28 protein-coding genes are annotated in these 25253 nt (G+C 36.1%); 20 read left to right on the top strand and 8 right to left on the bottom strand.

All coding sequences use genetic code 11. From position 1 onward, the window contains the following. Positions 1–5 precede the first annotated feature (5 nt). A complete protein-coding gene (locus ACOCEA_RS12365) occupies positions 6–284 on the bottom strand; it encodes a TIGR03643 family protein (protein ID WP_420756561.1) in 279 nt (92 codons plus the stop codon). Positions 285–354: 70 nt separating this feature from the next. Continuing rightward, complete coding sequence (locus tag ACOCEA_RS12370; RefSeq protein ID WP_420756562.1) at positions 355–1227, bottom strand: AraC family transcriptional regulator; 873 nt, start codon at positions 1225–1227, stop codon at positions 355–357. 216 nt (positions 1228–1443) lie between these two features. Here ACOCEA_RS12370 and ACOCEA_RS12375 point away from each other — a divergent pair, with 216 nt between their 5' ends. Continuing rightward, the gene (locus ACOCEA_RS12375; protein WP_420756563.1) at positions 1444–2028 is read left to right on the top strand and encodes a hypothetical protein; all 585 of its coding nucleotides are present in this window, start codon (positions 1444–1446) and stop codon (positions 2026–2028) included. 54 nt (positions 2029–2082) lie between these two features. On the opposite strand, the gene ACOCEA_RS12380 is transcribed toward ACOCEA_RS12375, so the two are convergent. Together ACOCEA_RS12380 and ACOCEA_RS12385 are read right to left on the bottom strand one after the other, a co-directional pair. Beyond that, a complete protein-coding gene (locus tag ACOCEA_RS12380) occupies positions 2083–2448 on the bottom strand; it encodes a DoxX family protein (RefSeq protein ID WP_420756564.1) in 366 nt (121 codons plus the stop codon). Next, the gene (locus tag ACOCEA_RS12385) at positions 2445–3080 is read right to left on the bottom strand and encodes an MOSC domain-containing protein (RefSeq protein ID WP_420756565.1); all 636 of its coding nucleotides are present in this window, start codon (positions 3078–3080) and stop codon (positions 2445–2447) included. Before ACOCEA_RS12385 ends, ACOCEA_RS12380 begins: the two co-directional genes overlap by 4 nt. A 188-nt stretch (positions 3081–3268) precedes the next feature. Here ACOCEA_RS12385 and ACOCEA_RS12390 point away from each other — a divergent pair, with 188 nt between their 5' ends. Continuing rightward, complete coding sequence (locus ACOCEA_RS12390; protein ID WP_420756566.1) at positions 3269–4867, top strand: solute:sodium symporter family transporter; 1599 nt, start codon at positions 3269–3271, stop codon at positions 4865–4867. Positions 4868–4948: 81 nt separating this feature from the next. Next, a complete protein-coding gene (locus ACOCEA_RS12395) occupies positions 4949–5761 on the top strand; it encodes an inositol oxygenase family protein (protein ID WP_420756567.1) in 813 nt (270 codons plus the stop codon). A gap of 67 nt (positions 5762–5828) precedes the next feature. Here ACOCEA_RS12395 and htpG read toward each other — a convergent pair whose 3' ends face one another. Beyond that, entirely contained in the window at positions 5829–7718 is a 1890-nt protein-coding gene (htpG, locus tag ACOCEA_RS12400; protein ID WP_420756568.1) for a molecular chaperone HtpG, read from the bottom strand. Positions 7719–8052: 334 nt separating this feature from the next. Between htpG and ACOCEA_RS12405 the strand changes: the two genes are divergently transcribed. From ACOCEA_RS12405 to ACOCEA_RS12420, 4 genes are all read left to right on the top strand, one after another. After that, a complete protein-coding gene (locus ACOCEA_RS12405; RefSeq protein WP_420756569.1) occupies positions 8053–8706 on the top strand; it encodes a TetR family transcriptional regulator C-terminal domain-containing protein in 654 nt (217 codons plus the stop codon). Positions 8707–8727: 21 nt separating this feature from the next. Next, a complete protein-coding gene (locus tag ACOCEA_RS12410; RefSeq protein ID WP_420756570.1) occupies positions 8728–10038 on the top strand; it encodes an ABC1 kinase family protein in 1311 nt (436 codons plus the stop codon). A 93-nt stretch (positions 10039–10131) separates the two neighbouring features. Further along, entirely contained in the window at positions 10132–11142 is a 1011-nt protein-coding gene (locus ACOCEA_RS12415; protein ID WP_420756571.1) for a 3-oxoacyl-ACP synthase III family protein, read from the top strand. 390 nt (positions 11143–11532) lie between these two features. Then, entirely contained in the window at positions 11533–11892 is a 360-nt protein-coding gene (locus tag ACOCEA_RS12420; RefSeq protein WP_420756572.1) for a CoA-binding protein, read from the top strand. Positions 11893–11916: 24 nt separating this feature from the next. On the opposite strand, the gene ACOCEA_RS12425 is transcribed toward ACOCEA_RS12420, so the two are convergent. Then, positions 11917–13395, bottom strand: a complete 1479-nt coding sequence (locus tag ACOCEA_RS12425; RefSeq protein ID WP_420756573.1) for a sodium:solute symporter — start codon at positions 13393–13395, stop codon at positions 11917–11919. A gap of 68 nt (positions 13396–13463) precedes the next feature. Between ACOCEA_RS12425 and recR the strand changes: the two genes are divergently transcribed. The 12 genes from recR to rlmF all read left to right on the top strand — a co-directional run bounded on the left by recR (position 13464) and on the right by rlmF (position 22494). Continuing rightward, entirely contained in the window at positions 13464–14084 is a 621-nt protein-coding gene (gene recR / locus ACOCEA_RS12430; RefSeq protein WP_420756574.1) for a recombination mediator RecR, read from the top strand. Between the two features lie 90 nt (positions 14085–14174). Then, positions 14175–15524 carry a dihydrolipoamide acetyltransferase family protein gene (locus ACOCEA_RS12435; protein WP_420756575.1) on the top strand — a complete coding sequence of 450 codons (1350 nt, stop codon included), beginning with the start codon at positions 14175–14177 and terminating at the stop codon, positions 15522–15524. An 86-nt stretch (positions 15525–15610) separates the two neighbouring features. Next, positions 15611–16387 (top strand): exonuclease domain-containing protein, encoded by a 777-nt coding sequence (locus ACOCEA_RS12440; RefSeq protein WP_420756576.1) that lies wholly within the window; start codon positions 15611–15613, stop codon positions 16385–16387. A gap of 18 nt (positions 16388–16405) precedes the next feature. After that, positions 16406–17017: a fumarylacetoacetate hydrolase family protein gene (locus ACOCEA_RS12445; protein WP_420756577.1), complete on the top strand. Its 612-nt coding sequence runs from the start codon at positions 16406–16408 to the stop codon at positions 17015–17017. Continuing rightward, complete coding sequence (locus ACOCEA_RS12450; RefSeq protein WP_420756578.1) at positions 17017–17355, top strand: Hpt domain-containing protein; 339 nt, start codon at positions 17017–17019, stop codon at positions 17353–17355. The genes ACOCEA_RS12445 and ACOCEA_RS12450 overlap by 1 nt, the downstream gene beginning before the upstream one ends. Then, positions 17355–18602, top strand: a complete 1248-nt coding sequence (locus tag ACOCEA_RS12455; protein WP_420756579.1) for a competence/damage-inducible protein A — start codon at positions 17355–17357, stop codon at positions 18600–18602. Before ACOCEA_RS12450 ends, ACOCEA_RS12455 begins: the two co-directional genes overlap by 1 nt. Before the next feature lie 69 nt (positions 18603–18671). Next, the gene (gene rpmB, locus ACOCEA_RS12460; protein ID WP_420756580.1) at positions 18672–18908 is read left to right on the top strand and encodes a 50S ribosomal protein L28; all 237 of its coding nucleotides are present in this window, start codon (positions 18672–18674) and stop codon (positions 18906–18908) included. A 19-nt stretch (positions 18909–18927) separates the two neighbouring features. Then, on the top strand, positions 18928–19110 hold the full coding sequence (gene rpmG, locus ACOCEA_RS12465) for a 50S ribosomal protein L33 (RefSeq protein WP_420756581.1): 183 nt from the start codon (positions 18928–18930) through the stop codon (positions 19108–19110). A 47-nt stretch (positions 19111–19157) separates the two neighbouring features. Beyond that, positions 19158–19310, top strand: a complete 153-nt coding sequence (locus ACOCEA_RS12470) for a DUF4295 domain-containing protein (protein WP_420756582.1) — start codon at positions 19158–19160, stop codon at positions 19308–19310. Positions 19311–19395: 85 nt separating this feature from the next. Continuing rightward, entirely contained in the window at positions 19396–20358 is a 963-nt protein-coding gene (ftsY, locus tag ACOCEA_RS12475) for a signal recognition particle-docking protein FtsY (protein ID WP_420756583.1), read from the top strand. Further along, a complete protein-coding gene (locus ACOCEA_RS12480; protein ID WP_420756584.1) occupies positions 20355–21233 on the top strand; it encodes a DUF2911 domain-containing protein in 879 nt (292 codons plus the stop codon). Before ftsY ends, ACOCEA_RS12480 begins: the two co-directional genes overlap by 4 nt. Before the next feature lie 430 nt (positions 21234–21663). After that, a complete protein-coding gene (gene rlmF, locus ACOCEA_RS12485) occupies positions 21664–22494 on the top strand; it encodes a 23S rRNA (adenine(1618)-N(6))-methyltransferase RlmF (RefSeq protein WP_420756585.1) in 831 nt (276 codons plus the stop codon). Between the two features lie 20 nt (positions 22495–22514). Here rlmF and ACOCEA_RS12490 read toward each other — a convergent pair whose 3' ends face one another. Continuing rightward, entirely contained in the window at positions 22515–23612 is a 1098-nt protein-coding gene (locus ACOCEA_RS12490; protein ID WP_420756586.1) for a serine hydrolase domain-containing protein, read from the bottom strand. Positions 23613–23733: 121 nt separating this feature from the next. On the opposite strand from ACOCEA_RS12490, the gene rimO reads away from it, so the two are divergent. Then, positions 23734–25035, top strand: coding sequence for a 30S ribosomal protein S12 methylthiotransferase RimO (rimO, locus tag ACOCEA_RS12495; RefSeq protein ID WP_420756587.1), 1302 nt, complete (start codon positions 23734–23736; stop codon positions 25033–25035). A 6-nt stretch (positions 25036–25041) separates the two neighbouring features. On the opposite strand, the gene ACOCEA_RS12500 is transcribed toward rimO, so the two are convergent. Continuing rightward, positions 25042–25236, bottom strand: a complete 195-nt coding sequence (locus tag ACOCEA_RS12500) for a DUF4177 domain-containing protein (RefSeq protein WP_420756588.1) — start codon at positions 25234–25236, stop codon at positions 25042–25044. Between the last annotated feature and the right edge of the window lie 17 nt (positions 25237–25253).

Genomic DNA, 25253 nt, shown 5'->3' on the forward strand with positions numbered 1-25253 from the left:
ATGTATTATCGCTTGGCAATTTTATTTCCCGAGATTTGTTTTTGACGTGAACATTTAAAACGGTCTATTTTACCCATTCGTAATTTTGCGTGTTTTGTTGATCTACCTTGAACACGTTTACGCCACATACGAAAACTACTCGGCTTCATCTCAGTGCGCATAATTTCAATAGTTTCTTGTTCGCTTATGCCAAACTGAAAAGTAATGGCCTCAAACGGAGTCCTATCCTCCCAAGCCATTTCTATTATACGGTCTAGTTCTCTATCTGTAAAATCTTTTTTCATAGCCATACAAATATACGAAGCTAGGTCGAAAATTTTTTGGTCCAACATTCGAAAGCAAAAATGGTAAAATCTAGTTAATAACAGTTTTTAGTTCATTTCTATATTCCGAGGGGTTCTGACCTGTAAATGCCTTAAATGATTTGTTAAAGTGGGAAAAGTTATTAAACCCACACTCAAAACAAACCTCTGTAATGCTCATTGGTTTTTCTGCCAAAAGTTTGGATGCATGGACTAGGCGATATTCATTTGCAAACTGTACAAATGTCTTATTGGTAATTTTTTTAAAATACCTACAAAAGGAAGGAATGGTCATACTTACCATAGATGAGATTTCCTCAAGGGTAATTTCTTCCTTAAAGTTATTTTTAACATGGTTAAATACAACATTGATACGGTCATTATCCTTTACATCTGTGGCTAGAGAAAATCCGCTTGCATTCAATAATCGCATTTCATTGGAATTTCCTAGCTCATTTAAGATATTTAATATAGATAGTAGTCTTTGAAAATCGGTCTGGTATTCCAAAACTTCCATTTTTTCACCAATTTTTATTTTGGTCTTTCCATAAAAGGCAATACCTCCGGTTGCAGAGTTAAAGAGACTCTCAATTTTTTTCATTTCAGGAATTTTAAAAAAGTCGGTTCCCAAAAAATCCATCTTCATCTGTACTACGGTTTCACTTGTATTTCCGGTAAGTGCATCGGTAAAACCACAGTGGGGCAGATTACTACCTATTAAAATGAGGTCTCCATTGGTATAATAGGACACATGACTTCCTATTTGACGCTTTCCAGAACCACCATTTACATACACCAGTTCCAATTCTGGGTGAAAGTGCCACACATTATTTTTGTTGAGTTTGTTCTCATCAAACTTTTGGTAGGTAAAAGAATGACCAAAATCTGGCTCTATAGCTTCAAAAGTAGGTTTTTGAATATTCATATAAATAGATTTATATAAGTAAAATTAGACAACCAAATATTGCTGTCGGTTTGCAAAATTAACCCAAATGTGTGCAAAATTATCATATTAACTATTTTTAACAATAGTCATGGGTAAAATAAGACATAAATTGGAAAATTGTGATGTAGTGAATGCTTTGGAACGAACGTATGTTTGCAGTGTAAATTATTAATTAATCCTTTAAAGTAATTTATTATGAAAAACATTGTAAAATTCACAACAGTAGTTGCCTTTATGTTCGCTACAGTAGCAGGCATGGCAAATGAGCCAAAAGTAAGCGTTATCTCTTTGAGAAAAGATAGAAGCGTAGTACTAAAATTGGACGCATCTTCAGAAAATGTGAGCATTAGACTTAAAGATGAGCAGTTAAACACCATATACTCAGAAAATTTATCCAAAGGTTCTTATAATAAGAAACTAAATATGTCTGATTTGGAAGATGGAGTTTACTTTTTATCTACTGAAGATAAATTCAAAACATATTCTTACACGATTGAAATCACAGGAGAAGTGGTTAAGTTGGTAGCGACTAAAGAGGCAGATAAGCCTTATTTCAGAAAAACATCTGAAAAAGTATTCGTTAACTTCTTAAACCTTGATAATTCCAACGTTTCATTGAAGGTATATGATGAAGAATACAGATTAGTATATACAGAAACTATAAAAGATACATTCGTGGTAGAGAAAGCATTCAATTTTGAAGATGCGGTTTCAGGAACTTACACAGTTGTGGTTTCTAATGACGCTAACACTTTTGTAGAAGAATTTGTTGTTAATTAAGTTGGTTTAAGTTAATTTCATTAAAAAGGGAGCTGGAGAGCTCCCTTTTTGCTTTTATAAACTATAATAATGGTACGCCCAATACATCAATAAAAATTGTAGCGGTATTCTAATAAGTAGTATCCATTTGGGAATACCTGCAGCTGCTTTTTCCCCGGAAAGCATATAAAAATGTACGGTCAAAAAAACAAACAACATGGTTACAATACCTACAATAGCTACGTTTTTAGTAGAAGGAAAACATAGTCCTAGCCCTAAAAGAATTTCAGCTATACCACTCCATAATACCATGGCCTTATGATTAGGTAAGTATCTAGGCATGATCCTTAAATAAACTTTAGGTTTAACAAAATGCATTATACCAGCAAAAATATATATGGCTGACATGGCGTATAGGTGCCAAGGATAGGTTCCTATCATTTAATATATTTTAAAAATCGCTCTTTTTTGTAGGTTGGAACCGCATCATTATCCATAAAATCTTTTAATAACTCTTGTGATTTTTCCTTTGCAAATATGAGTTGATAAAACTGTTGTACGGTAAGGGTGTTTTTGGATTCTTCCACCAAAACCATTTTATCCCCGCTAGAAACAAGACCTTCCTTAATTACTTTAACATAGGTGCCTGGGTGTTCATGGTTTATGAATTCCTTAAGAATCCGTTGCGTCCCAAATCGAACACCTAATTTATAACAAGGTTCGCGTGGTTGGGATACTTGAACAATTGCTTTTCCAATTTTATATATATTACCAACGCGGATCTGTGATTCATTCAGATTTTCTACAGTAATATTTTCTCCAAACATGCCCCAATCCCAAGAAAGATTTGGGTATTTTTTTCTCCAATACGGGTAATGGTCTGCAGAGAACAAGTAGCAGGCCTTATTAATTCCGGCGTGGTGTACCCGATCTATTACCGTGTCCTTTTTAACATCATTTTTATTTAAATACAAGGCTTCTGTGGTTGGATATTTAAAAATCCCGGTCTGTTCTTTTTCTCCGTTCCACTCAAAGGTTACAGGTTTTCCAATATTAGTTGCAATTACCTTCATGTTGTGAAGATAAAAAAAATGAAGACAAATAGTTCTAATTACATGGACATTAGAGCCTTGAAATGAAATGATTATTTAGTTACAGGAATATGGTTTGTCCAAGATCAAAATTAATTTTTGGAAGATTAATTCAACCATTAAAATCAAAGTAGTATTGGTAAAACTAATTTATTATTACATTTAGGGTTATGGCATTACTTTCATTTTTACTATTCACAGGATTTGTTGCATTTTATGCAACCTATAAACTCCGAAGGGATAAATTAAATACCAAAGATGGTTATTTTCTTGGCGGACGGTCTTTAACAGGTATTATTATTGCAGGTTCCTTATTGTTAACCAATATCTCTACCGAACACTTGGTAGGTATGAATGGTTCTTCATATCGTAACGGGGCAATTATTATTGCTTGGGAAGTTACATCTGCCTTGGCATTAATAATTGGAGCATTGTATTTTGCACCAAAGTACCTAAAAATGGGGCTTACTACTATCCCAGAATTTTTAGAGAAAAGGTTTGATGGTCTCACAAGGACTTTTGTTGCCTTATTATTGATTATCTCTTTCGTGGCTACCTTATTGCCGATCGTTCTGTACACCGGGGCGCTAAATATTGAATCAATATTTGAGATTTCTGATTTACTACATGTAAGCCAGTCCCAAGGTATTAAGATAACCGTACTAATAGTTGGGTCTTTAGGAGCGGTATATGCGATTTTTGGTGGACTTAAAATGGTTGCCTATACAGATACAATTAATGGTTTTGGTCTTCTCGTAGCAGGTCTTTTAGTGCCAATTCTTGCGTTGCTTAGTATAGGTAATGGTAATTTGATCCAAGGTTTAGGTGAGGTTTTTACAAATAGCCCAGAAAAGTTTAATGTTATAAGTAGTGAATCTGGTATTGGAGTAGGTGCCAGGGCTGCTATTTTACCTTTTGAGGTATTGTTTACGGGTCTAATGGTGAACCAGATTTATTTTTGGACCATGCATCAATCCATTATTCAAAGGGTATTAGGCGCGGTAAATTTAAAAGAAGCCCAAAAAGGGCTTTTGTTTACGGGGCTTTTAAAGATTTTAGTGCCGCTTATAATTGTATTGCCAGGACTTATTGGGTTTTATTACTTTGGGGAATCACTCTATGATAATCCGGATAATGTTTATCCGGAATTGGTAAAAAAAGTAATGCCATTATGGCTAACAGGATTTTTTGTTGCCGTTATGATGGGGGCTATTTTAAGTACGTTTAACAGTGCTTTAAACAGTGCGGCCACCGTATTTAGTTTGGGTATTTATAAAAGGTATATATCCAAGAAGGCTACGGACAATAAATTGGTGAACATTGGTAAATGGACATCTTTGATATTAGCCGTTTTTGCTATAAGTATTGCGCCATTTGTTGCCAATGCACCAGATGGACTTTACCAACTTTTGCAGCAATTAAACGGAATTTTCTTTATTCCTATTGCAAGTGTTGTTGCCGCAGGGTTTCTTTTTCCGAGAGTTTCCGCCTTTGGTGCTAAAATTGGGTTAGGTTTTGGCCTTTTGTTTTATGTAATAATGTACTATCTGATAGAGGTAGATCTACACTTTGTACATATTTGGGGAATTGAGTTTTTTTTGAACATTGTGGTAATGCATATAGCCTCATTGGTTAAACCAAATACGGACAGATTTGTTATCAAAAATGCCGAGGTTCTCAACCTACAACCTTGGAAGTACACCAAACCATTTAGTGTTTTTTTAGTACTCTTTACTGTTATTTTGTATTTTGTATTGGGAAATATTTAAAAATCAAAAATTTATGGTTATCAACTAGTTGTTTAACCATGTATCACAATTAGAAAGTAAATTTCAATCCAACATATTATCATGGAAGAAAAAACATTTAGAAATTATGAAGCTCCAGACGTTTCTGTTGCGGTAAAGGAGCACTATAGAAAGATGCGTACCAATCAGACTTTGGATTATGTGCAAAATATGCATAAAAAATATTTAACGTTTGATAAGCCAATGGATTTATGGGAAGCCATGGGCCACTTGAATAGCTTAATAGATGTAAGTGACCCAGATTTAGACCTTCCTAACGTACAGCACTTAATACAAAGCGCTGAGGCTATTAGGGCTGAGGGTAGACCAGATTGGATGCAACTTACTGGGTTAATTCATGATTTGGGAAAAATAATGTATATGTGGGGTTGTGACGAGGACGGCACCAGCCAGGCAGAACAGTGGGGTATGGTAGGAGATGTTTTTGTAGTAGGTTGTGCTTTACCATCTTCCTGTGTATATCCCGGGTTCAATGAGCTTAATCCGGATATGAAGGATATACGATATAATACGCCAACAGGAATCTATGAAGAAGGTTGTGGTTTAGACAATCTAGAGTTGGCATGGGGACATGATGAATATCTTTATCAGGTTCTAAACAATCATAAAGAGAACACTTTGCCTAAAGAAGCGATGGTTATGATAAGGTACCATTCCTTTTATCCTTGGCATTCAGGAGGAAGTTATACCGAGCTTTTATGTGAAAAGGATAAAGAATATTTACAGATAATTAAAGATTTTAATAAATATGATTTGTATACCAAATGTCAAAAAATTTACGATTTGGAAGATGTTATGGATTATTACAAGCCTATTGCAGAAAAATATCTTGGAAAAGGTCCTATTTATTGGTAAGGATCTTCAATGAAATTTAAAAAGCCGCTCCCTTAGGGAGCGGCTTTTTAAATTGTGCATAAAATGGTTATTTCACCATTTCATAACTACGTTTAATAAATGCCGTTAATTCTGCACCTTTTAAAAGGCCTTTGGATAATTTTGCCAAATCTAAAGATTGGTTGATCAAACGTTCTTTTTTCTTAGCGGTCTTAGTATGCAGAATCTCACCTACCAATTCATGGTTGGTATTAACGATTAAATTGTACATCTCTGGCATGTTGCCCATGCCAAACATACCACCGCCACCAGTTTGTTGCATTTCTTTCATACGGCGCAGAAATTCTGGTTCGGTAATAATAAAAGGTGATGCGTCACTGTCCATAGCCTCTAGTTGTACAGTATAACTACTTTTTTCGCCAAACACTTTTTCCAAATCTGCTTTAAGGGCCTCTTTTTCCTCATCCGATAATTTGGAAATCTGTGTGTCTTCTTTTTGGATTAACTTGTCAATATGGTCCGCATCTACACGTGCAAAAGATATTTTCTCTTTTGAGGTTTCCAATTTCTGCATTAAGTGTCCAATAATTGGAGAATCCAACAGTAAAACTTCATAGCCTTTCGCTTTTGCAGCTTCTATATAACTATGCTGTGCCTCTTTGTCAGATGCGTAAAGAATTACCAATTTGTCGTCTTTATCGGTCTGGTTAACTTTTAACTTTTCTTGTAACTCATCAAAAGTAAAGTAAGAACCATCTACTGTAGGATAGAGGGCAAATTTATCGGCCTTTTCAAAGAATTTATCTTCGGAAAGCATTCCATATTCAATCACTATTTTAATATCGTTCCATTTGGACTCAAAATCCTCACGGTTGTTTTTAAATAAGGAGCTAAGTTTATCGGCAACCTTTCTTGTGATGTATGAGGATATTTTCTTTACCGCACCATCTGCCTGTAAATAAGACCTTGATACATTCAAAGGAATATCAGGTGAGTCTATAACACCACGTAACATGGTTAAGAACTCAGGAACTATACCTTCAACATTGTCTGTTACAAAAACTTGATTTTGATATAGTTGTATCTTATCTTTTTGTATGCTAAGATCGTTGGTTAACTTAGGGAAATAAAGAATACCTGTAAGGTTAAAAGGATAATCAACGTTTAAGTGAATGTGGAACAAGGGCTCCTCAAACTGCATGGGGTACAATTCTCTGTAAAACCCTTTATAATCTTCATCTTTTAACTCAGAAGGTTGTTTGGTCCAAGCAGGATTAGGGTTATTTATAATGTTATCTACTTCTTGGGTAGGTGCCGGATCTTCTTCTTTGGCATCCTCTGGTTTTGGCAAGGTCTCTGTTTTAGTTCCAAACTTAATAGGAACTGGCATAAACTTATTGTATTTGCGCAAAAGCTCACTAATTCTATTATCCTCTAAAAATTCAGTGGAATCTTCGGCAATGTGAAGAATAATCTCTGTACCTCTTTCTTTTTTATCAGCACCTTCTATTGTAAAGTTTGGTGAACCATCACACGACCAGTGTACAGCAGGTTCATCTTTGTAACTTTTTGTAATGATCTCTACCTTTTTCGCTACCATGAATGCGGAATAGAAACCAAGTCCAAAATGTCCTATGATACCGGAATCTTTGGCAGAATCCTCATATTTGTTTAAAAATTCCTCTGCTCCGGAAAAGGCAACTTCATTAATGTATTTTTTAACCTCTTCTTCTGTCATACCCAGACCCTGATCAATAATATGAAGCTTTTTACCTTCTTTATCCGCCTTAATTTCAATAAGAGGGTTTCCGTAGTCTACCTTGGCCTCGCCAATAGATGTAAGGTGCTTTAATTTAAGGGTGGCATCCGTTGCATTGGAAATCAATTCTCTTAGAAAAATCTCATGATCGCTGTACAAGAATTTCTTAATAAGCGGAAATATATTGTCTACCGAAACATTTATTTTACCTGTCGCCATTTTATCTAATGTTTTAATTATGATTACTGCACAACAGTCAAAAAAAATACCATTTTGCTATACAATGACAAACTGACATATTAAAGCTGGTAAACTTTAACAAATATTTTGTTTAATTAAATATATAAAAGATTAAACATTTATTATTTTTACAGGGTGATTGGGATGAAAAATGCTATGAAAAAGTTTTTAATCATAATCACATGTTGATTATTTATTGGTTAGGTTGTTGAAAACGTGCTTTCCCCGAAAGCACGTTTTTTTAGATATAACCTAATTGGCTCCATTTTAAGTAGGTTTAAAAGAGTTGGTAGTAACTTCAAAAAAAATAATTATGGCCACAAAAAAGAAAAAGATTACTGAGGACGATATCATTGAAATGTATATGGACTATGTCCTAGAAAATGAAACTTTTCCAAAATCGATTTATAAATTTTCTAAAGAAAATAAATTTAAAGAGGAGGAATTTTATTTGTTTTACGGGTCATTGGAGGCATTGCAAAAAGGAATCTGGGAAAAGTTCTATTCTAACTCTATTAAAGTAATGAACAATAATGATGAGTACTCAAGTTTTAGTAATAAGGATAAAATGCTTACTTTCTTTTATACCTTTTTTGAACTTCTTACATTAAATAGAAGTTATGTATTATTCGCTTTGAAGGCGGAGAAAAACCCTTTAAAAAACCTAGCTCAATTAAAAGGGGTACGCACCCATTTGAAAAATTTCGCTAAAGAATTAATAGACCAAGGAAATGGGAATAAAATTTCCAAGTTAACTAAGCAGAATCCACAATTGTACTCTGAGTGGGCATGGTTGCAGTTTTTGTTCATTTTAAAATTTTGGATCAACGATGACTCTCCAGGTTTTGAGAAAACGGATATGGCCATTGAAAAGTCTGTTAATACAATTTTTGATGTTTTTGACAACACGCCTTTAGAGAACATTGTAGATTTTGGAAAGTTTCTATACAAGGAAACTTTTGCATAACCCTATTTATATAAAAACATATTGAAAACATTAGATAAAATACCAACAGGTAAGATAGAAAGAGCGAGCAAGTTGGTAAAGACAGGTGTTAAAATAGGAGGTAATTATGCCAAATATTATAGTAAAAAGTTGGTAAACCCGGATACTTCTAAAGATGAGCTTAATGAAGATAATGCAGAGGATATATATAATGGTCTTAAAAGCCTAAAAGGCAGTGCACTTAAAGTTGCCCAGATGCTAAGTATGGAAAAGAACCTTTTGCCTAATGCTTATGTAGAAAAGTTTTCTTTGTCACAGTTTTCGGTACCTCCGTTGTCAGCACCATTGGTGCGACGAACTTTCAAGAAATATTTGGGTAAGTATCCGGAAGAAGTTTTTGATTCTTTTGAGCAGGATTCTATTAATGCAGCAAGTATTGGTCAAGTACACAAAGCAACTAAGAATGGTAAAAATCTGGCCGTAAAAATTCAATACCCTGGAGTAGCACAAAGTATAAGTAGTGATTTGGCTTTGGTGAAGCCTATAGCGACACGCATGTTTAATCTTCAAGGCAAGGATTCTGTTAAATATTTTAAAGAAGTCGAGGATAAACTCATTGAAGAGACCAACTATCTTTTGGAAATTAAGCAAAGCATAGAAATTACTGCTGCTTGCAATGTTATTGATAATCTTAGATTCCCAAATTATTATGACAATTTATCTAATGAGAAAATTATTACAATGGACTGGATGGTTGGCCAGCATTTGGGTGAGTTTACCAGAACTGATTTTCCACAGGTTTTGGGTGATAAATTGGGGCAAACCTTATGGGATTTTTATATGTTCCAGATACATGGTCTTAAAAAAGTACATGCAGATCCACATCCTGGAAATTTCTTGATCAATAATAGGGAAGAGTTAATTGCAATAGATTTTGGCTGTATTAAAGAAGTGCCGGATTCATTTTATATACCATATTTTGATTTGGCCTTAAAGGAGAATATTTCCAATGATAAAATTTTTACTGAGAAATTATATGCTTTGGAAATCTTGATGCCTAATGATACACCCGAGGAGCTAAGTTTTTTTAAGGGCCTTTTTCATGAAATGTTAAGTTTGTTCACTTCACCCTTTCATGAAGAAACTTTTGACTTTGGAAATAAAGATTTTTGGAACCGAATAGCCACCTTGAGCGAGCAATATGCTTCAGATAAACAATTGCGAAAAATGAATGGAAATAGGGGTTCTAAGCACTTTTTATATATGAATCGCACTTTTTTTGGGTTGTATAATCTTTTACATGATTTAAGGGCTAATGTTAGTGTGAATAGCTATAAAAACTATTTGGATTAGTTAATCGGCTTTTTATTAAATTACTAAAGGTTGGGAATTGTTGGTTATATTGCAATACTAGTCTCACAACATTCTGTATAAAAATAAATTTAGATGTATAATTCAAAAATTACGGGCTTAGGTTACTATGTACCCGAAAATGTGGTAACCAATGATGATTTGTCCAAAGTAATGGATACGAATGACGCTTGGATTCAAGAAAGAACTGGTATCAAGGAAAGAAGGCATGTGGTAAAGGGTAGTGACGATACTACAACTACGATGGGTGTAAAAGCAGCCAAAATTGCCATAGAACGTGCTGGCATAGAAAAGGATGATATAGATTTTATAGTTTTTGCCACCTTAAGTCCAGATTATTATTTCCCTGGACCTGGGGTCTTGGTGCAAAGAGATCTAGGAATCAAGACTGTTGGGGCACTTGATATACGAAATCAGTGCTCAGGTTTTATTTATGCCATATCTGTTGCCGACCAATATATTAAAAGTGGCATGTATAAGAATGTACTGGTCATTGGTTCGGAATTACATTCCCATGGTTTGGACATGACAACAAGGGGTAGGTCTGTATCTGTTATTTTTGGGGATGGCGCAGGAGCGGCGATTTTAAGTAGGGAAGAAGATACTTCTAAGGGGATATTATCAACGCACCTACATTCAGAAGGGGAACATGCAGAGGAGCTTTCCTTAATAGCGCCAGGAATGGGAAAACGTTGGGTAACCGATATTATTGAGGAAAATGACCCTAATGATGAATCTTATTATCCTTATATGAATGGGCAGTTTGTGTTTAAAAACGCTATAGTTCGTTTTAGCGAGGTGATAATGGAAGGTTTGGGGAAAAATGGTTTGCAACCTACCGATATTGATTTGTTGGTGCCACATCAGGCCAATTTAAGAATTTCCCAATTTATTCAAAAGAAGTTTCAGTTGAATGATAATCAGGTATTTAATAATATTATGAAATATGGCAATACTACTGCTGCTTCAATTCCAATTGCCTTAACAGAGGCTTGGGAAGAGGGTAAGGTAAAGCCTGGTGACTTAGTCGTATTGGCCGCTTTTGGTAGTGGTTTCACTTGGGGAAGCACTATCATACGTTGGTAAATAAAAACCCGTGACAATATCACGGGTTTTCTTAATTGATAGCCTAAAGGAGAAAACCAACCAATTCTCCTTAACCATCAATCTTAATTAATAGACTATATTTTAGGGAAGATGTTACGTTTAACAATGGGTTTAACCATTGCTTAACAGAATTTTTATAGAAAAGAACTAATTTGTTTAAATTGTATAAAACAAAACCCGGGCAATTGCCCGGGTTTCTCGCTGATAAGCTATACTAAACACTAACCATTAACTATAAATATATAGCGAAATCAACATCTTAAGAATATAATATTTTAAAAAATCTATGTGCAGTTAACAATCTGCTAATAGACGAAATTTTTCGTGAATTGTTACGCTACTTTAAAAGTTTAACACGTAAATAACAAAATGAAAAAGACACTTGTATTTGGAGCATCTTTAAAACCAAGTCGTTATAGCAACATTGCTGTAAAACAATTGGTCAAAAACGGATTCCCAACCGAAGCATACGGTTTAAGGACTGGAGTAATCGGGGGAGTGCAAGTTAAGACCAATTTAGATGAATTCCAAGATATTAATACAATAACGTTATATCTAAATCCACAAAGACAAGAAGAATATTATGATGCCATTGTAGATTTGAAACCCAAGCGTGTTATTTTTAATCCAGGAACTGAAAACCTTTTTTTCTATAACGTATTGCGGAATATTGGAATTGAAGTAGAAGTGGCTTGTACATTGGTTCTATTGTCAACTAAGCAATTCTGATAAAAGGCACCATAAAAAATTGCTTTAAACCGTACTATCCCCTCTCTTTTTAATTCTAATCAACCAAAGCCCTATAAAGGTAATCAATCCATTTAGGGGTAAAAGTTCATACCCAAATTGGTACCCACCTAAAACATCAACGGGAATTTTGGCCAGAAATAAAATAATACCTACAGAAGTTAAGGCTACAAGCCAAACATATTTGTCCCTTACTTGATATGTAGTGAAAATTCCAAAAGCGAACAAACCTAATAATGGACCGTAAGTATAGGATGCTACAGTTAATAATCCATCAATAACATTTCGATCCAATATATATTTAAAGGAAATAACAACTAGTATTAGCAAGATACTCATCGCTACGTGGGTTTTGCGTCTTATTTTTTTTGCTTCGAATGCTGATTTCTTCCCTGTACCCAAAAAGTCCACACAAAAAGAGGTGGTCAAAGAGGTTAAGGCACTATCGGCACTACTGTATGCTGCTGCTATAAGTCCGAGCATAAAAGTTATGGCCACGGTAATTCCCAAACCACTGTTTAGTGCAATTTCAGGAAAGAGCAGGTCAGATTTTGGTTTGCCATCCATAAGTGGAATTTGTACTTGATACGTTTCAGCGTATATAAAAAGAAGGGCACCCAAGAGCATAAATACAAAGGTGACCAATACTAAAACCACACTGAATGATACCATATTTTTTTGGGCATCTTTTAAATTTCTACAGGTAAGATTTTTTTGCATCATGTCTTGGTCCAGGCCTGTCATGCAAATGGTAACGAACATACCTCCAATAAACGATTTGATCAAATGGTTTTTCGCAAAAAAGTCATCTGTAAAAATAGTCTTACTGTATCCTGATAATTCTTTGGAACCCAGAAAATCAATAAAGGTCCATTCTAGCTTATCCAGAATAAAATAAATTGAAAGCCCTACAGATACCAGCATAAAAAGGGTTTGAAGTGTATCTGTCCACACAATCGTTTTTATCCCACCCTTAAAGGTGTAAATCCATATTAATAAAATAGATAAGGTTACCGTAATTTCAAAAGGCACGTTCCATGCATCAAATACAAATTGCTGAAGTACAATAGCCACTAGGAACAAACGAAAAGCGGCACCCAAAACCCGTGAAACAAAAAAGGAAATTGCGCCAACCTTGTAGCTTACAAAACCAAAGCGTTCGTCTAAATACTCATAGATAGAGGTTACATTTTGCTTGTAGTAAATAGGAAGTAATACATACGCCGTTATCAAATAACCTAAAAAATACCCAAATACCACTTGTAAGTAGCTGAACTGGGAAGCGTCTACCCAACCCGGAACAGAAATAAAGGTAACACCAGATAAAGAGGCACCAACCATTCCAAAAGCTACTAAATACCATGGCGACTGTTGACCAGCTTTAAAAAAATCCTCATTAGAGTCGTTTTTTCCCGTGAAATAGGATATGATTAATAAGACGGCAAAATAAGCACCGATTAAAAGCAGAATATGCAAAGCAGTCATGGGAAATAATTTCGGGGCAAAGTACAAAAAGTAAAAATAGTGCGTAATTTTACGTTAAAATTTAATGGATGGATTTTTCTTCTAAACTATTAGAGCATGCGGTCTATGAAATGTCGCAATTGCCTGGTATTGGCAAGCGTACGGCATTACGTTTGGTGCTGCATCTTTTAAAGCAGTCTGAGAGTAGAACAGAAAATCTTTCCAATGCTTTGGTACAATTAAGAAATACAGTGCAATATTGTAAAAATTGCCATAATATCTCAGATACAGAGTTGTGTGAGATCTGCGTAAATACGAAGCGTGATAGTACGTTGGTTTGCGTTGTTGAAGACATTAGGGATGTAATGGCTATTGAGAATACGGGACAGTACCGTGGAATGTACCATGTTTTAGGAGGTAAGATTTCTCCAATGGAAGGCGTGGGTCCGCAAGATTTGACCATTAGATCACTGATTGCAAAGGCAAGATCGGGTGAAATTAAGGAATTGATCTTTGCGTTAAGCTCTACCATGGAAGGAGATACTACCAACTTCTATATTTTTAAACAATTGGAAGGGGTGGGAGTTAAAACTTCTACTATAGCCAGGGGAATAGCAGTTGGCGATGAATTGGAATATGCAGATGAGGTCACCTTGGGGAGAAGTATTTTAAACAGGGTTCCTTTTGAAGGCTCATTGAATAATAACTGAATTTAGAATAATAGTGTAAAATCATTTAATACCTAATTGTTTTATTATTTTTGCAAAAAACATAGAATAAAGTAGGATAAAATTGTCGATATGTCAAAATTTGAATTAAAACTACCAAGAATGGGTGAAAGTGTTGCGGAGGCAACTTTAACTACCTGGCTTAAGGAAGTTGGCGATACTATAGAAATGGATGAACCTATTTTTGAGATAGCTACAGACAAGGTAGATAGTGAGGTGCCAAGCGAGGTAGAGGGAATTTTGATTGAAAAGCGCTATGAGGTAGATGATGTAATTAAAGTAGGTGATGTGGTTGCTGTAATAGAAATAAGTGGCAACACCGAAATGGATACATCTGAAGATGAAACGGATGAGGATGAAGGGGTGGCGGAAGAAATGGTGGCCGCTGCCGAACATGCTATGGTAAAGGCAAAGGACACTGTTGGTATCCCTACGGCAGATTACTCCGCTTCAGATAGGTTTTATTCCCCTTTGGTGAAAAATATAGCAAAGGAAGAAGGTATATCCTTTGAACAATTGGAAGCTATTGTAGGTACTGGTAAAGAAGGTAGGGTTACCAAAAATGATATCTTGGCCTTTGTTAGTAACAATGGGGAAATTGCAACGGCGGTAGCGCATAAACCGGAAGTTAAAAAAGAGACGGTAGAGGAGCAACCTAGGGAGGTGATTTCGCCAGTTACTGAGAAACAAGAAGGCCAGACTAAAGTTACTGGTGGAGACGAGCTTACTCCGATGACCAGAATGGGTAAGTTGATTGCAAAACACATGACCGATAGTGTTTCCACATCTGCCCATGTTCAAAGTTTTATAGAGGTAGATGTAACTAATATTGTGAATTGGCGTAACAAAATGAAAAACGCCTTTGAGCAAAGGGAAGGGGAGAAGTTGACCTTTACGCCCATATTTATGGAGGCTATAGCCAAGGCATTAAAAAAATACCCGATGATGAACATCTCTGTTCAAGGAGATGCCATAATTAAAAAGAAGAACATTAATATTGGTATGGCTGCTGCCTTGTCTGACGGAAACTTAATTGTACCTGTAATTAAAAATGCGGACCAACTTAACTTGGTGGGTATGGCCAAAGTGGTCAATGATTTGGCATACAGATCAAGAAATAACACCCTAAAGCCAGATGAAGTTCAAGAAGGCACCTATACTGTTACCAACGTGGGAACTTTCGGAAGCGTTTTTGGAACGCCTATAATAAATCAACCGCAAGTAGGCATAATGGCATTAGGCGCTATTCGTAAGATACCTGCTGTTATTGAAACCGAAGAGGGCGACTTTATTGGGGTTAGAAGTAAAATGTACCTTTCACATAGTTATGACCACAGGGTGGTAAATGGTGCTTTGGGCAGTATGTTCGCAAAAACGGTGGCAGACTATTTGGAAGCATGGGACGTGAATAGGGAAATTTAATCTGTAGTTTTTCAATTATCGTTTTATTGAAGGGAGGATGCTTCTATAATATTTTCAAGGGCTATCTTTGCCAAAAGTTAAAATACATGCAATTACATCTTTCAAGGCCAATTTGTTTTTTTGATTTGGAGACCACTGGAACCAATGTGGCAAAAGACCGTATTGTAGAAATAGCGATCCTAAAAGTATTTCCAAATGGCAATAAGGAAAGCAGAACTTGGCTTGTTAATCCAGAAATGGACATTCCAGAAGAGGTGGTGACAATACACGGCATTAGTAATGAGCGTGTTGCGAATGAGCCCACGTTCAAACAGCTATCAAAAGAAATATATCAAATGATCAGGGACAGTGATTTGGCCGGATTCAATTCTGATCGTTTTGATATTCCTTTGCTGGTTGAAGAATTGCTGCGTGCAGATGTGGATTTTGAAATGAAGAATATGGTTTCCGTGGATGTACAGACCATTTTTCATAAAATGGAAAAACGTACGTTGGAAGCAGCATATAAGTTTTATTGTGATAAAGATTTAACAGACGCCCATAGTGCAGCTGCGGATACCAATGCCACCTACGAAGTACTGTTATCGCAATTAGACCGCTACCCAGAATTGGAGAATAATGTGAAGAAACTTGCTGAGTTTTCTACGCGGAAACAATCTGTGGATTTTGCGGGGTTTATTATAATGGATGAAGATGGTGAAGAGGCATTCTCCTTTGGTAAGCACAAAGGAAGAAAAGTACTTGAGGTATTGGATAATGAACCGGGTTATTTTGGCTGGATACTAAATGCAGATTTTCCATTGTACACTAAAAAAATCCTTACCCAGATTAAGTTGAGTAGGTTCAATAATAAATTAAGTTAAATTTTTGATTCGCGCTTAATGAAAATTATATGCATTGGTAGGAACTACGCGGCACATATCGCGGAACTTAATAATGAAAGACCATTGGAACCTGTAATATTTATAAAACCAGATTCTGCCGTTTTACCAAAAGAACAGGATTTTTATATCCCAGAATTTTCTAATGATATTCACTATGAGGTTGAGGTTTTGGTAAAAATAAAGAGGGTTGGCAAACATATAAAGGAAGAATTCGCAGGAACTTATTATGATGAGGTTGGTATAGGGATTGATTTTACGGCAAGGGACTTACAGTCCAAATTAAAGGAAAAAGGCTTGCCTTGGGAAAAGGCCAAAGGTTTTGACGGTGCCGCCGTAATCGGTGAATGGTTGCCAAAAACAAAATTTAAGGACCTCAATGATTTAAACTTTAAGCTAATCAAGAACGATAAGGTAGTGCAATCTGGTAATACCGGTTTGATGCTCTGGAAGATAGATGAGATTATAGCATATGTTTCAACATTCTTTATGCTTAAAAAAGGAGATGTCATATTCACAGGTACTCCTGCAGGTGTTGGCAAAGTAGAGCCAAATGATTACCTTAGGGGTGGTTTGGAAAACACGGAACTTTTCACAGTTAAAATTAAATAATGATTTATAGTCTGGATAAGATTAACGAGATGGCAGAAGGCGATCAAGATTTTATAAACTCGGTCATTTCTGTATTTCTGGAGGAAGTTCCAGAAGATTTGGATGCCCTGGAGAAAGCATTACAGGAAAATAACTTTGAACAAGTTTATAAAATGGCACATAAGATAAAGCCAAATGTAGATTTGTTGGGAATGGAACAGACCAGGGCGGTTGCCTTGGAAATTGAGACCTTGGGTAAAAGTGAGGCCAATATGGCAGATATTGAAAGGATATTCCCGATACTAAAAACCGATATCCATCAAGTAATAGGTGAGCTTAAAAATGACTTTGACCTATAATGCTTGCTGAAATAATTACCATTGGCGACGAGATTCTCATCGGTCAAATAATTGATACCAACTCAGCATTTATAGCTAAAGAGCTTAATAAAATTGGGATATCTGTATATCAGATAACTTCTGTACAGGATGATAGAGAGCATATTCTTCAATCGTTATCTGAAGCCCAATCAAGAGCAGATATAGTTTTGGTTACAGGTGGTTTAGGGCCAACTAAAGATGATATAACCAAACACACCTTTTGTGAATTCTTTAATGACACCTTGGTAGAAAATAAGGATGTTCTTAAACATGTAGAAGCGCTTTTTGCTAAACATATTTCTACACCTATATCTGACATTAATAGGCAACAAGCATTAGTCCTCAGCAAATCAGAAGTGTTGCATAACGACTATGGTACCGCACCGGGAATGTGGATTCACGAGGAGGACACTACCTTTATTTCCTTGCCAGGTGTGCCTTTTGAGATGAAAAATTTAATATTGAGTAGGGTTGTCCCAAAGCTCGCTAATTTTTACAAACGCCCTCATATTATTCATAAGACCATAATTACCTATGGTCTTGGTGAGAGTGCCATTGCCCAAAAAATAGAGGCTTGGGAAGATAATCTTCCTAATTTTATAAAATTGGCCTATCTGCCTAATTTAGGGAAGGTTCGTTTACGTTTAACTGCCAAGGGTTCCGATTTTGATATATTATCAAATGCAATTGAAGAAGAGTTGAGAAAACTGTTTCCACTTATTGGTGATATTATATATGGTACAGAAGACGATGAAGCTATTGAACAGGTTATTGGGAAATTACTGACTAAAAAAGGGTTGACCTTAGCAACGGCAGAAAGTTTTACGGGAGGCAGCATTGCAGAACATATTACATCAGTCCCTGGTGCATCTTCATATTTTAAAGGAAGCATTGTAAGTTATGCTACCGAAGTAAAAATAAATACCTTAAACGTGCCAAGGGAATTAATTGAGACACACTCCGTAGTAAGTGAAGCGGTTGCCATAGCCATGGCAAAAGGGGTTAAAAAAATAATGGATGTGGATTTTGCTATTGCGACAACTGGTAATGCCGGACCATCAAAAGGAGACTCCATTGCAGATGTTGGAACAGTGTTTATTGCCATAGCTTCACCAAATGGTATTTTTGCCAATGAATTTAATATGGGAAAGCAACGAGAACGCGTTGTGCAAAAGTCTGTAAATAAAGCATTTGAGATGCTTCAAAAAGAAATTTTAAAAATGTGAAGTTTATTGTTGGCTGTGAGATAAAAATGATATAAATTTGCACCCTGTTTAAAAGAAAAATTCGGCACGATGTCAAAAGTTTGTGAAATTACGGGAAAGAGAGCAATGTTTGGAAACAACGTATCTTTTTCCATTAACAAGACGAGAAGAAGATTTGATGTAAATCTTTCTAAAAAGAGATTTTACATTCCAGAAGAAGATCGTTGGGTAACTTTAAAAGTTTCTGCTAGAGGTTTAAAGATTATCAACAAGAAAGGTATTTCTGCCGTGTTGAAAGATGCAAAAGCTAAAGGGTTGGTAAAATAACCTATAATTATAGATTACGATGGCAAAGAAAGGCAACAGAATTCAAGTAATATTAGAGTGTACCGAGCATAAAGAGTCGGGACAACCTGGAACTTCCAGATATATTACCACAAAGAATAAGAAGAATACTCCAGAAAGGATAGAGCTTAAAAAGTTTAATCCGATCTTGAAGAGAATGACAGTTCATAAAGAAATTAAATAATTAGGTTTTTTTCACCAGTTGAAAATAACCAAATAACACTCTAAGTCATGGCAAAGAAGACGGTAGCGAGTTTACAGACAAGTTCTAAAAGATTGACAAAAGCTATAAAAATGGTAAAGTCACCAAAAAGTGGTGCTTACGTTTTTGTAGAATCTGTTATGCCTCCAGAAATGGTTAACGATTGGATGGCAAAAAAGTAATTCAACTTTTTATATACGTTATTGAGCCCCTTTCCTACGAAAGGGGCTTTTTAATTTTTATATTTGGGTAACTATTGAATACAAAATGAGTTTATTTAAAAAGATTTTTTCTTCCCAGAAAAAAGAAACCTTGGATAAAGGTTTGGAGAAGACCAAAACTACTTTTTTTTCCAAATTAGGTAAGGCTGTTGCTGGGAAATCCAAAGTAGATGATGAAGTCCTTGATAATTTAGAAGAAGTCCTTGTTACATCTGATGTTGGCGTAGATACTACCCTAAAAATAATTGAAAGGATAGAGGCAAGGGTTGCCAAGGATAAGTACATGGGGACAGATGAGCTAAATGATATCCTTCGTGAGGAAATTGCCGGTTTACTTTCCGAGACTAATGTTGGCAATGAAACTGAAATACATATACCAAAAGATAAAAAACCATACGTAATTATGGTGGTCGGTGTTAATGGTGTGGGTAAGACCACTACGATTGGTAAGTTAGCCTATCAGCTTAAAAAACAGGGTTATAAAGTGGTTTTAGGTGCTGCAGATACGTTTAGGGCCGCAGCCATTGATCAGTTACAAGTGTGGGCAGACCGTGTGGGTGTACCTATCATAAAACAACAAATGGGTAGTGACCCAGCCTCCGTAGCTTTTGACACCTTAAGTTCCGCTGTTAAACAAGATGCGGATGTAGTGATAATAGATACTGCCGGTAGGTTACACAACAAGGTGAACCTTATGAATGAGCTAAGTAAAGTAAAAAGGGTAATGCAGAAAGTGGTTGCCGATACACCACATGAGGTGCTATTGGTGTTGGATGGTTCTACTGGGCAGAATGCGTTTGAACAAGCAAAGCAGTTTACAAAAGCTACAGAAGTTACCTCATTGGCAGTAACCAAATTAGATGGAACCGCAAAAGGTGGTGTTGTAATTGGAATATCGGATCAGTTTCAAATTCCGGTTAAGTATATAGGAGTAGGTGAGGGTATAGAAGATCTTCAGGTATTTAATAAATACGAATTCGTAGATTCTTTTTTTAATATGAAAAATTGAGGGTCGTTGTATTTTTACTATTTTTTTCACTTTCGACCATTAGTTGGTCTCAAATCCAACATCCTAAAGCGAGCCCTGCTGCTATCATTGAGCAGGAAGTTGGATTGTCTAAAATTAAAATCTCATATTCCAGGCCCTCCGCCAGAGGTAGAAAAATTTTTGGAACTAGAGCTGATGGCGAACCTGGCTTGGTTCCATACGGACGAATTTGGCGTGTGGGTGCCAACGAATCTACCAAAATAACTATAGATACTGATAGTTGGGTGATGGGAAAGCTATTGCCAAAAGGTACATATGCACTTTATGCTTTTCCTGAAGAAAATCTATGGGAAATCGTATTTCATAAAAATACAGGTCATTGGGGAGATGGAAGAGCAGCTTATAATCCTGTTGAGGACGCGTTAAGGGTACAAGTGAAGCCCATTAAAACGTTAGGTTTTCAGGAGAATTTTTTAATTGCTTTTGACGATATCACCCATAATGCCCTTACTATGGTATTGTTTTGGGAGCATACCAAAGTTCAAATACCTATTCATGTGGATACCAGGGATGCAATGGAGAAACAAATTGCTAAACAATTAGTTGGCAATCCAACAGCTCAGACCTTTTATGAAATAGCTAGATATTATCAAGAGGAAGGTATTAATTACTTGCAGGCATTAAAGCATATTGATAAGGCCTTGGAATTGGGCGGTGATACTTATTATTTTTATAGAATTAAGTCTTTAATAGAAGCCGAATTAGGGGACTATAAATCGGCCATATCATCTGCACAAAGGTCTTTGGTTTTGGCGGATGAGGAAGGAAAAGATGAATTTGTTCGGCTGAACGACAAAAGTATTAAAGATTGGACTTTTATAATAAAAACGAATTGAATATCCGCAATGAGTCATATAGTAACGTCACCTCGAGCGCAGTCGAGAGGTTGTTTGACATAACGTGCTCAAAAAGAGGTCTCGACTGTGCTCGACCTTACATGGATTACTATGTTTATGACTAATTTCGGACATTCAGTAAAACGAATAAATAAAACCAACTTAGACTATAGAAAGGGTTTTAATCTTATTCATGTTTACATAGGTTTTTTCCTGTAAAGAGTAAATGGAGACTCAGAAGTTAGAAGTTACTTTATGGACTACCTATAGAGATTAAAGCAATTGTTAATCATGTGAAATACTGGAAGCATTATCAGCTTATACGAGCCATGGTTTTGAAACGAAGAAGAATAAGCATTGTCTTTTTTTTTGTCTGTCCATTGTATTTTCTAACACGTTAAAAGCATAATAACCCACTTTAATAAAAGTCATGCATCCCCAAAACCCATTTCTTAAAGATTATAATTTTGATATACTTACAAAAAGTTATCCTCCTTTGGGTGATTTTGTCTTAGTGAACGACTTTGGTACCACTACTATAAAATTCGCGGACCCTAAGGCGGTAAAGGCTTTGAACACGGCATTGTTAAAAGCACATTATGGTGTAGATTGGGCTATTCCGGAGGGTTATCTTTGTCCACCAATTCCAGGTCGCTTAGATTATTTATTGCACATAAAGGATTTAGTAGGTAGGGATAAACTGAACCTTTTGGATATTGGTTGTGGGGCAAATCTAATTTATCCGATTTTGGCAACCTGTCATTTTAATTGGAGATGTGTAGGCAGTGAAGTGCATCTAGAATCATTGATGAACGCTCAGGAAATCATCTGTAGTAATGTAAGCTTAAGCACCGTTAAATTGCGACATCAAAGAATAAAGCAAAACATCCTAAAGGATGTTGTATGGGATGATGATAAATTTGACGTAGTGGTTTGTAATCCCCCTTTTTATAAAAGTAGGTTGGATGCCCAGGATAAAAATAAACGAAAGGTTAAAAATTTGGCGCTCAAGGAAAGTGAATCTTTAAATTTTGGCGGCCGTTCCAATGAACTTTGGTACAAAGGTGGGGAGTTGGCATTTATAAGAAAAATGGTAGAGGAGAGTTTGTTGTGTAAAAATCAGGTGGATTGGTTCACGACTTTGGTTTCCCAGAAAGAGAGCGTTAAAGGAGTAAAAAGAGCTATCAATAAAGCACAGCCATCAATGGTAAAAGAGGTTAGTATGGATCTTGGGAATAAACAGACTAGGTTTTTGGCATGAACATTTCACTAGTCCAATTTTTACTGCATTAAATCATTTAATAAGCCCCAAAGTTCATTGTCAAAACTTGAGGGTCCCAATTGGGCTTCCCCTGCATCACCTCCCATACGTACGATTACTAAATCTTGGCTTGGCACTACATATAATTTCTGATCGTTCTTGCCAAGTCCGGCATAAAGGTCGTTAGGTGCATTTTCTATAAGTTTTCCATTAAAGGTGGCTTCAGAGCCAGGAGCTTTGTAGCTTAATTTTCCATTTAACCACCAAAGGTAACCATAGGATGGGTTCATATTTTGTGATGTGTTTTTCATGTCCCTCAAAAAAGTGGTATCGCCTAAAATAATCTCATTATCCCAAACACCATTATTTAGGTTTAAGATGCCAAAACGGGCCATACTTCTGGCTGTGCTAAAATAAATATTGTTATAGCCAATAGAGACCCACAAACCTTGCATGCCTATTTTGTCACGAATCTTCTTATAGAAATAATCTTTAAAGGCAACATCGGTGGCACCGGTAACAATTTGGTCCAGAAGGGTATACGGTGCATTATGATAATACCAGAAAGTGTTTGGCTCGTTTTTAAAAAGTAAACATTCAGGGTCATAACAAAAAATATCGCCAGTGGCATAGTCCAACCCAGTGCTCATGGTCAAATGGTTCCGTATAGTGACAGCTTGTTCCTGCTCTAAGGACATACTAGACCAACCTTCACCCAAATAGTCCACCGTGCTATCGTCCAGGTTAAGAAATCCCTCTTCTTGAGCTATACCTACGGTCATGGCGGTCAATGTTTTTCCGGCAGAATTCCATGCATGGTTATCATCTTGGGTGAAATCACCAAAATATTTTTCCCAGACAATCCTTCCATTCTTTAAAATGATAAAGGCATCCGTGTCGTTTTCCACAAGAAAATCATACAATGGTTGTTCTGCTGTTAAATTCCAACCTAATTCTTCTGTAGAGATAGATTCCCATAGGTTGGAGTCTATAGGTGGAAAATATGAGGTTGTTGGAGTTCCTGTTTCTTCCTCATTATTTGTATTTATTTGATCCGTAGAGCAACCCAAAAGTAACAAAAGGACAAAAGAGACTGTAAATAAAAAATAGCGCGTCATAATACTTTATCTAGTAAGACTTGGAATCAGATTAAGGGTTTAACGTATAAATTAAAGAAATAGTCTTAAAAAGAAGTAGTTCCATCATCAAATTGTATTTTTGCATCCCAGAAAAATAGCTATGCGAACTAAAACGCTTAAGAAGAACAAAATCAACGTGGTAACCTTGGGTTGTAGTAAAAATGTCTACGACTCTGAAGTGCTTATGGGGCAATTGAAGGCCAACAACAAAGAAGTGGTTCATGAAGAGGAAGGTAATGTGGTGGTGATCAACACTTGTGGTTTTATTGCCAATGCCAAAGAGGAAAGTGTAAATACTATTTTGGAGTATGTACAGAAGAAGGAAGCAGGTCTTGTTGATAAGGTCTTTGTTACTGGATGTTTAAGTGAGCGATACAAGCCAGACCTGCAGAAGGAAATCCCAGATGTAGATGAATATTTTGGCACTAGTGAATTGCCTAATCTTTTAAAAGCATTAGGCGCGGATTATAAGCATGAATTGATTGGGGAACGATTAACCACCACCCCCAAAAACTACGCATATTTAAAAATAGCGGAGGGTTGTGACAGACCTTGTTCCTTTTGTGCCATACCATTGATGCGTGGAAAACATAAAAGTACGCCCATAGGGGAATTGGTGACGGAAGCTGAAAAACTTGCGGCAAAAGGGGTAAAGGAGTTGATTCTTATAGCTCAAGACCTTACGTATTATGGTTTGGATCTGTATAAGAAAAGAAACCTTGCTGAATTATTAAAAGCGCTAATTAAAGTAGAAGGAATAGAATGGATTCGTTTACATTATGCCTTTCCTACGGGTTTTCCAATGGATGTATTGGAAGTAATGCACAACGAACCTAAAGTTTGTAATTATTTAGATATTCCGTTGCAGCATATTTCTAATCGTATACTTAAAAGTATGCGCCGAGGAACAACACAGGAAAAAACCACCAATTTAATTCACGATTTTAGGGCTGCGGTTCCTAATATGACCATTAGGACTACCTTGATTGTGGGCTACCCAGGTGAGACCGAAGAGGATTTTCAAATCCTCAAGAACTGGGTGGAGGAAATGCGTTTTGAAAGATTAGGGTGTTTTACTTATAGCCATGAGGAAAATACCCATGCCTTTAGTTTAGAGGATGATGTTCCAGAAGATGTGAAGCAGGACCGTGCCAATGAAATTATGGAAATACAGTCACAGATTTCATGGGAGTTGAACCAGCAAAAAATTGGGGAGACCTTTCGTTGTATTATAGATAGAAAAGAAGGTAATTATTTTGTAGGTAGGACGGAATTTGATTCACCGGATGTTGACAATGAAGTGTTAATAGATGCTGCAAAACATTACGTTAAACAAGGTGAGTTTATAAATATAAAAATTACCGAAGCAGCAGATTTTGATTTGTATGGTGAGCCGGTTTAAGCTGACTTACCTCTCAAAATAAAGGTAAATGTAAACGGCAGCGCCAAAACTTGTTGCGTCTGTGGATGCCAAACGCCATCCGTCTTTGGCATATTGGTCCAATTTTTCCTGTATTTCCACCTTGGACGATTTTATTATATGCTTAGTGTCAAAGGTTAATTTACTATAGTAGATAAAGGTCTCCACTTTGTATTCTTTCATCCTACAATAATTATTTG

This window comes from Maribacter luteocoastalis, from assembly GCF_048890225.1.
Lineage (GTDB): Bacteria > Bacteroidota > Bacteroidia > Flavobacteriales > Flavobacteriaceae > Maribacter > Maribacter luteocoastalis.

Excerpts from the sequence above, each read along its gene's own strand:
- ACOCEA_RS12365 (WP_420756561.1), bottom strand. The coding sequence starts at position 284 with ATGAAAAAAGATTTTACAGATAGAGAACTAGACCGTATAATAGAAATG.
- ACOCEA_RS12370 (WP_420756562.1), bottom strand. The coding sequence starts at position 1,227 with ATGAATATTCAAAAACCTACTTTTGAAGCTATAGAGCCAGATTTTGGT.
- ACOCEA_RS12375 (WP_420756563.1), top strand. The coding sequence starts at position 1,444 with ATGAAAAACATTGTAAAATTCACAACAGTAGTTGCCTTTATGTTCGCT.
- ACOCEA_RS12380 (WP_420756564.1), bottom strand. The coding sequence starts at position 2,448 with ATGATAGGAACCTATCCTTGGCACCTATACGCCATGTCAGCCATATAT.
- ACOCEA_RS12385 (WP_420756565.1), bottom strand. The coding sequence starts at position 3,080 with ATGAAGGTAATTGCAACTAATATTGGAAAACCTGTAACCTTTGAGTGG.
- ACOCEA_RS12390 (WP_420756566.1), top strand. The coding sequence starts at position 3,269 with ATGGCATTACTTTCATTTTTACTATTCACAGGATTTGTTGCATTTTAT.
- ACOCEA_RS12395 (WP_420756567.1), top strand. The coding sequence starts at position 4,949 with ATGGAAGAAAAAACATTTAGAAATTATGAAGCTCCAGACGTTTCTGTT.
- htpG (WP_420756568.1), bottom strand. The coding sequence starts at position 7,718 with ATGGCGACAGGTAAAATAAATGTTTCGGTAGACAATATATTTCCGCTT.
- ACOCEA_RS12405 (WP_420756569.1), top strand. The coding sequence starts at position 8,053 with ATGGCCACAAAAAAGAAAAAGATTACTGAGGACGATATCATTGAAATG.
- ACOCEA_RS12415 (WP_420756571.1), top strand. The coding sequence starts at position 10,132 with ATGTATAATTCAAAAATTACGGGCTTAGGTTACTATGTACCCGAAAAT.
- ACOCEA_RS12420 (WP_420756572.1), top strand. The coding sequence starts at position 11,533 with ATGAAAAAGACACTTGTATTTGGAGCATCTTTAAAACCAAGTCGTTAT.
- ACOCEA_RS12425 (WP_420756573.1), bottom strand. The coding sequence starts at position 13,395 with ATGACTGCTTTGCATATTCTGCTTTTAATCGGTGCTTATTTTGCCGTC.
- recR (WP_420756574.1), top strand. The coding sequence starts at position 13,464 with ATGGATTTTTCTTCTAAACTATTAGAGCATGCGGTCTATGAAATGTCG.
- ACOCEA_RS12435 (WP_420756575.1), top strand. The coding sequence starts at position 14,175 with ATGTCAAAATTTGAATTAAAACTACCAAGAATGGGTGAAAGTGTTGCG.
- ACOCEA_RS12440 (WP_420756576.1), top strand. The coding sequence starts at position 15,611 with ATGCAATTACATCTTTCAAGGCCAATTTGTTTTTTTGATTTGGAGACC.
- ACOCEA_RS12445 (WP_420756577.1), top strand. The coding sequence starts at position 16,406 with ATGAAAATTATATGCATTGGTAGGAACTACGCGGCACATATCGCGGAA.
- ACOCEA_RS12450 (WP_420756578.1), top strand. The coding sequence starts at position 17,017 with ATGATTTATAGTCTGGATAAGATTAACGAGATGGCAGAAGGCGATCAA.
- ACOCEA_RS12455 (WP_420756579.1), top strand. The coding sequence starts at position 17,355 with ATGCTTGCTGAAATAATTACCATTGGCGACGAGATTCTCATCGGTCAA.
- rpmB (WP_420756580.1), top strand. The coding sequence starts at position 18,672 with ATGTCAAAAGTTTGTGAAATTACGGGAAAGAGAGCAATGTTTGGAAAC.
- rpmG (WP_420756581.1), top strand. The coding sequence starts at position 18,928 with ATGGCAAAGAAAGGCAACAGAATTCAAGTAATATTAGAGTGTACCGAG.
- ACOCEA_RS12470 (WP_420756582.1), top strand. The coding sequence starts at position 19,158 with ATGGCAAAGAAGACGGTAGCGAGTTTACAGACAAGTTCTAAAAGATTG.
- ftsY (WP_420756583.1), top strand. The coding sequence starts at position 19,396 with ATGAGTTTATTTAAAAAGATTTTTTCTTCCCAGAAAAAAGAAACCTTG.
- rlmF (WP_420756585.1), top strand. The coding sequence starts at position 21,664 with ATGCATCCCCAAAACCCATTTCTTAAAGATTATAATTTTGATATACTT.
- ACOCEA_RS12490 (WP_420756586.1), bottom strand. The coding sequence starts at position 23,612 with ATGACGCGCTATTTTTTATTTACAGTCTCTTTTGTCCTTTTGTTACTT.
- rimO (WP_420756587.1), top strand. The coding sequence starts at position 23,734 with ATGCGAACTAAAACGCTTAAGAAGAACAAAATCAACGTGGTAACCTTG.
- ACOCEA_RS12500 (WP_420756588.1), bottom strand. The coding sequence starts at position 25,236 with ATGAAAGAATACAAAGTGGAGACCTTTATCTACTATAGTAAATTAACC.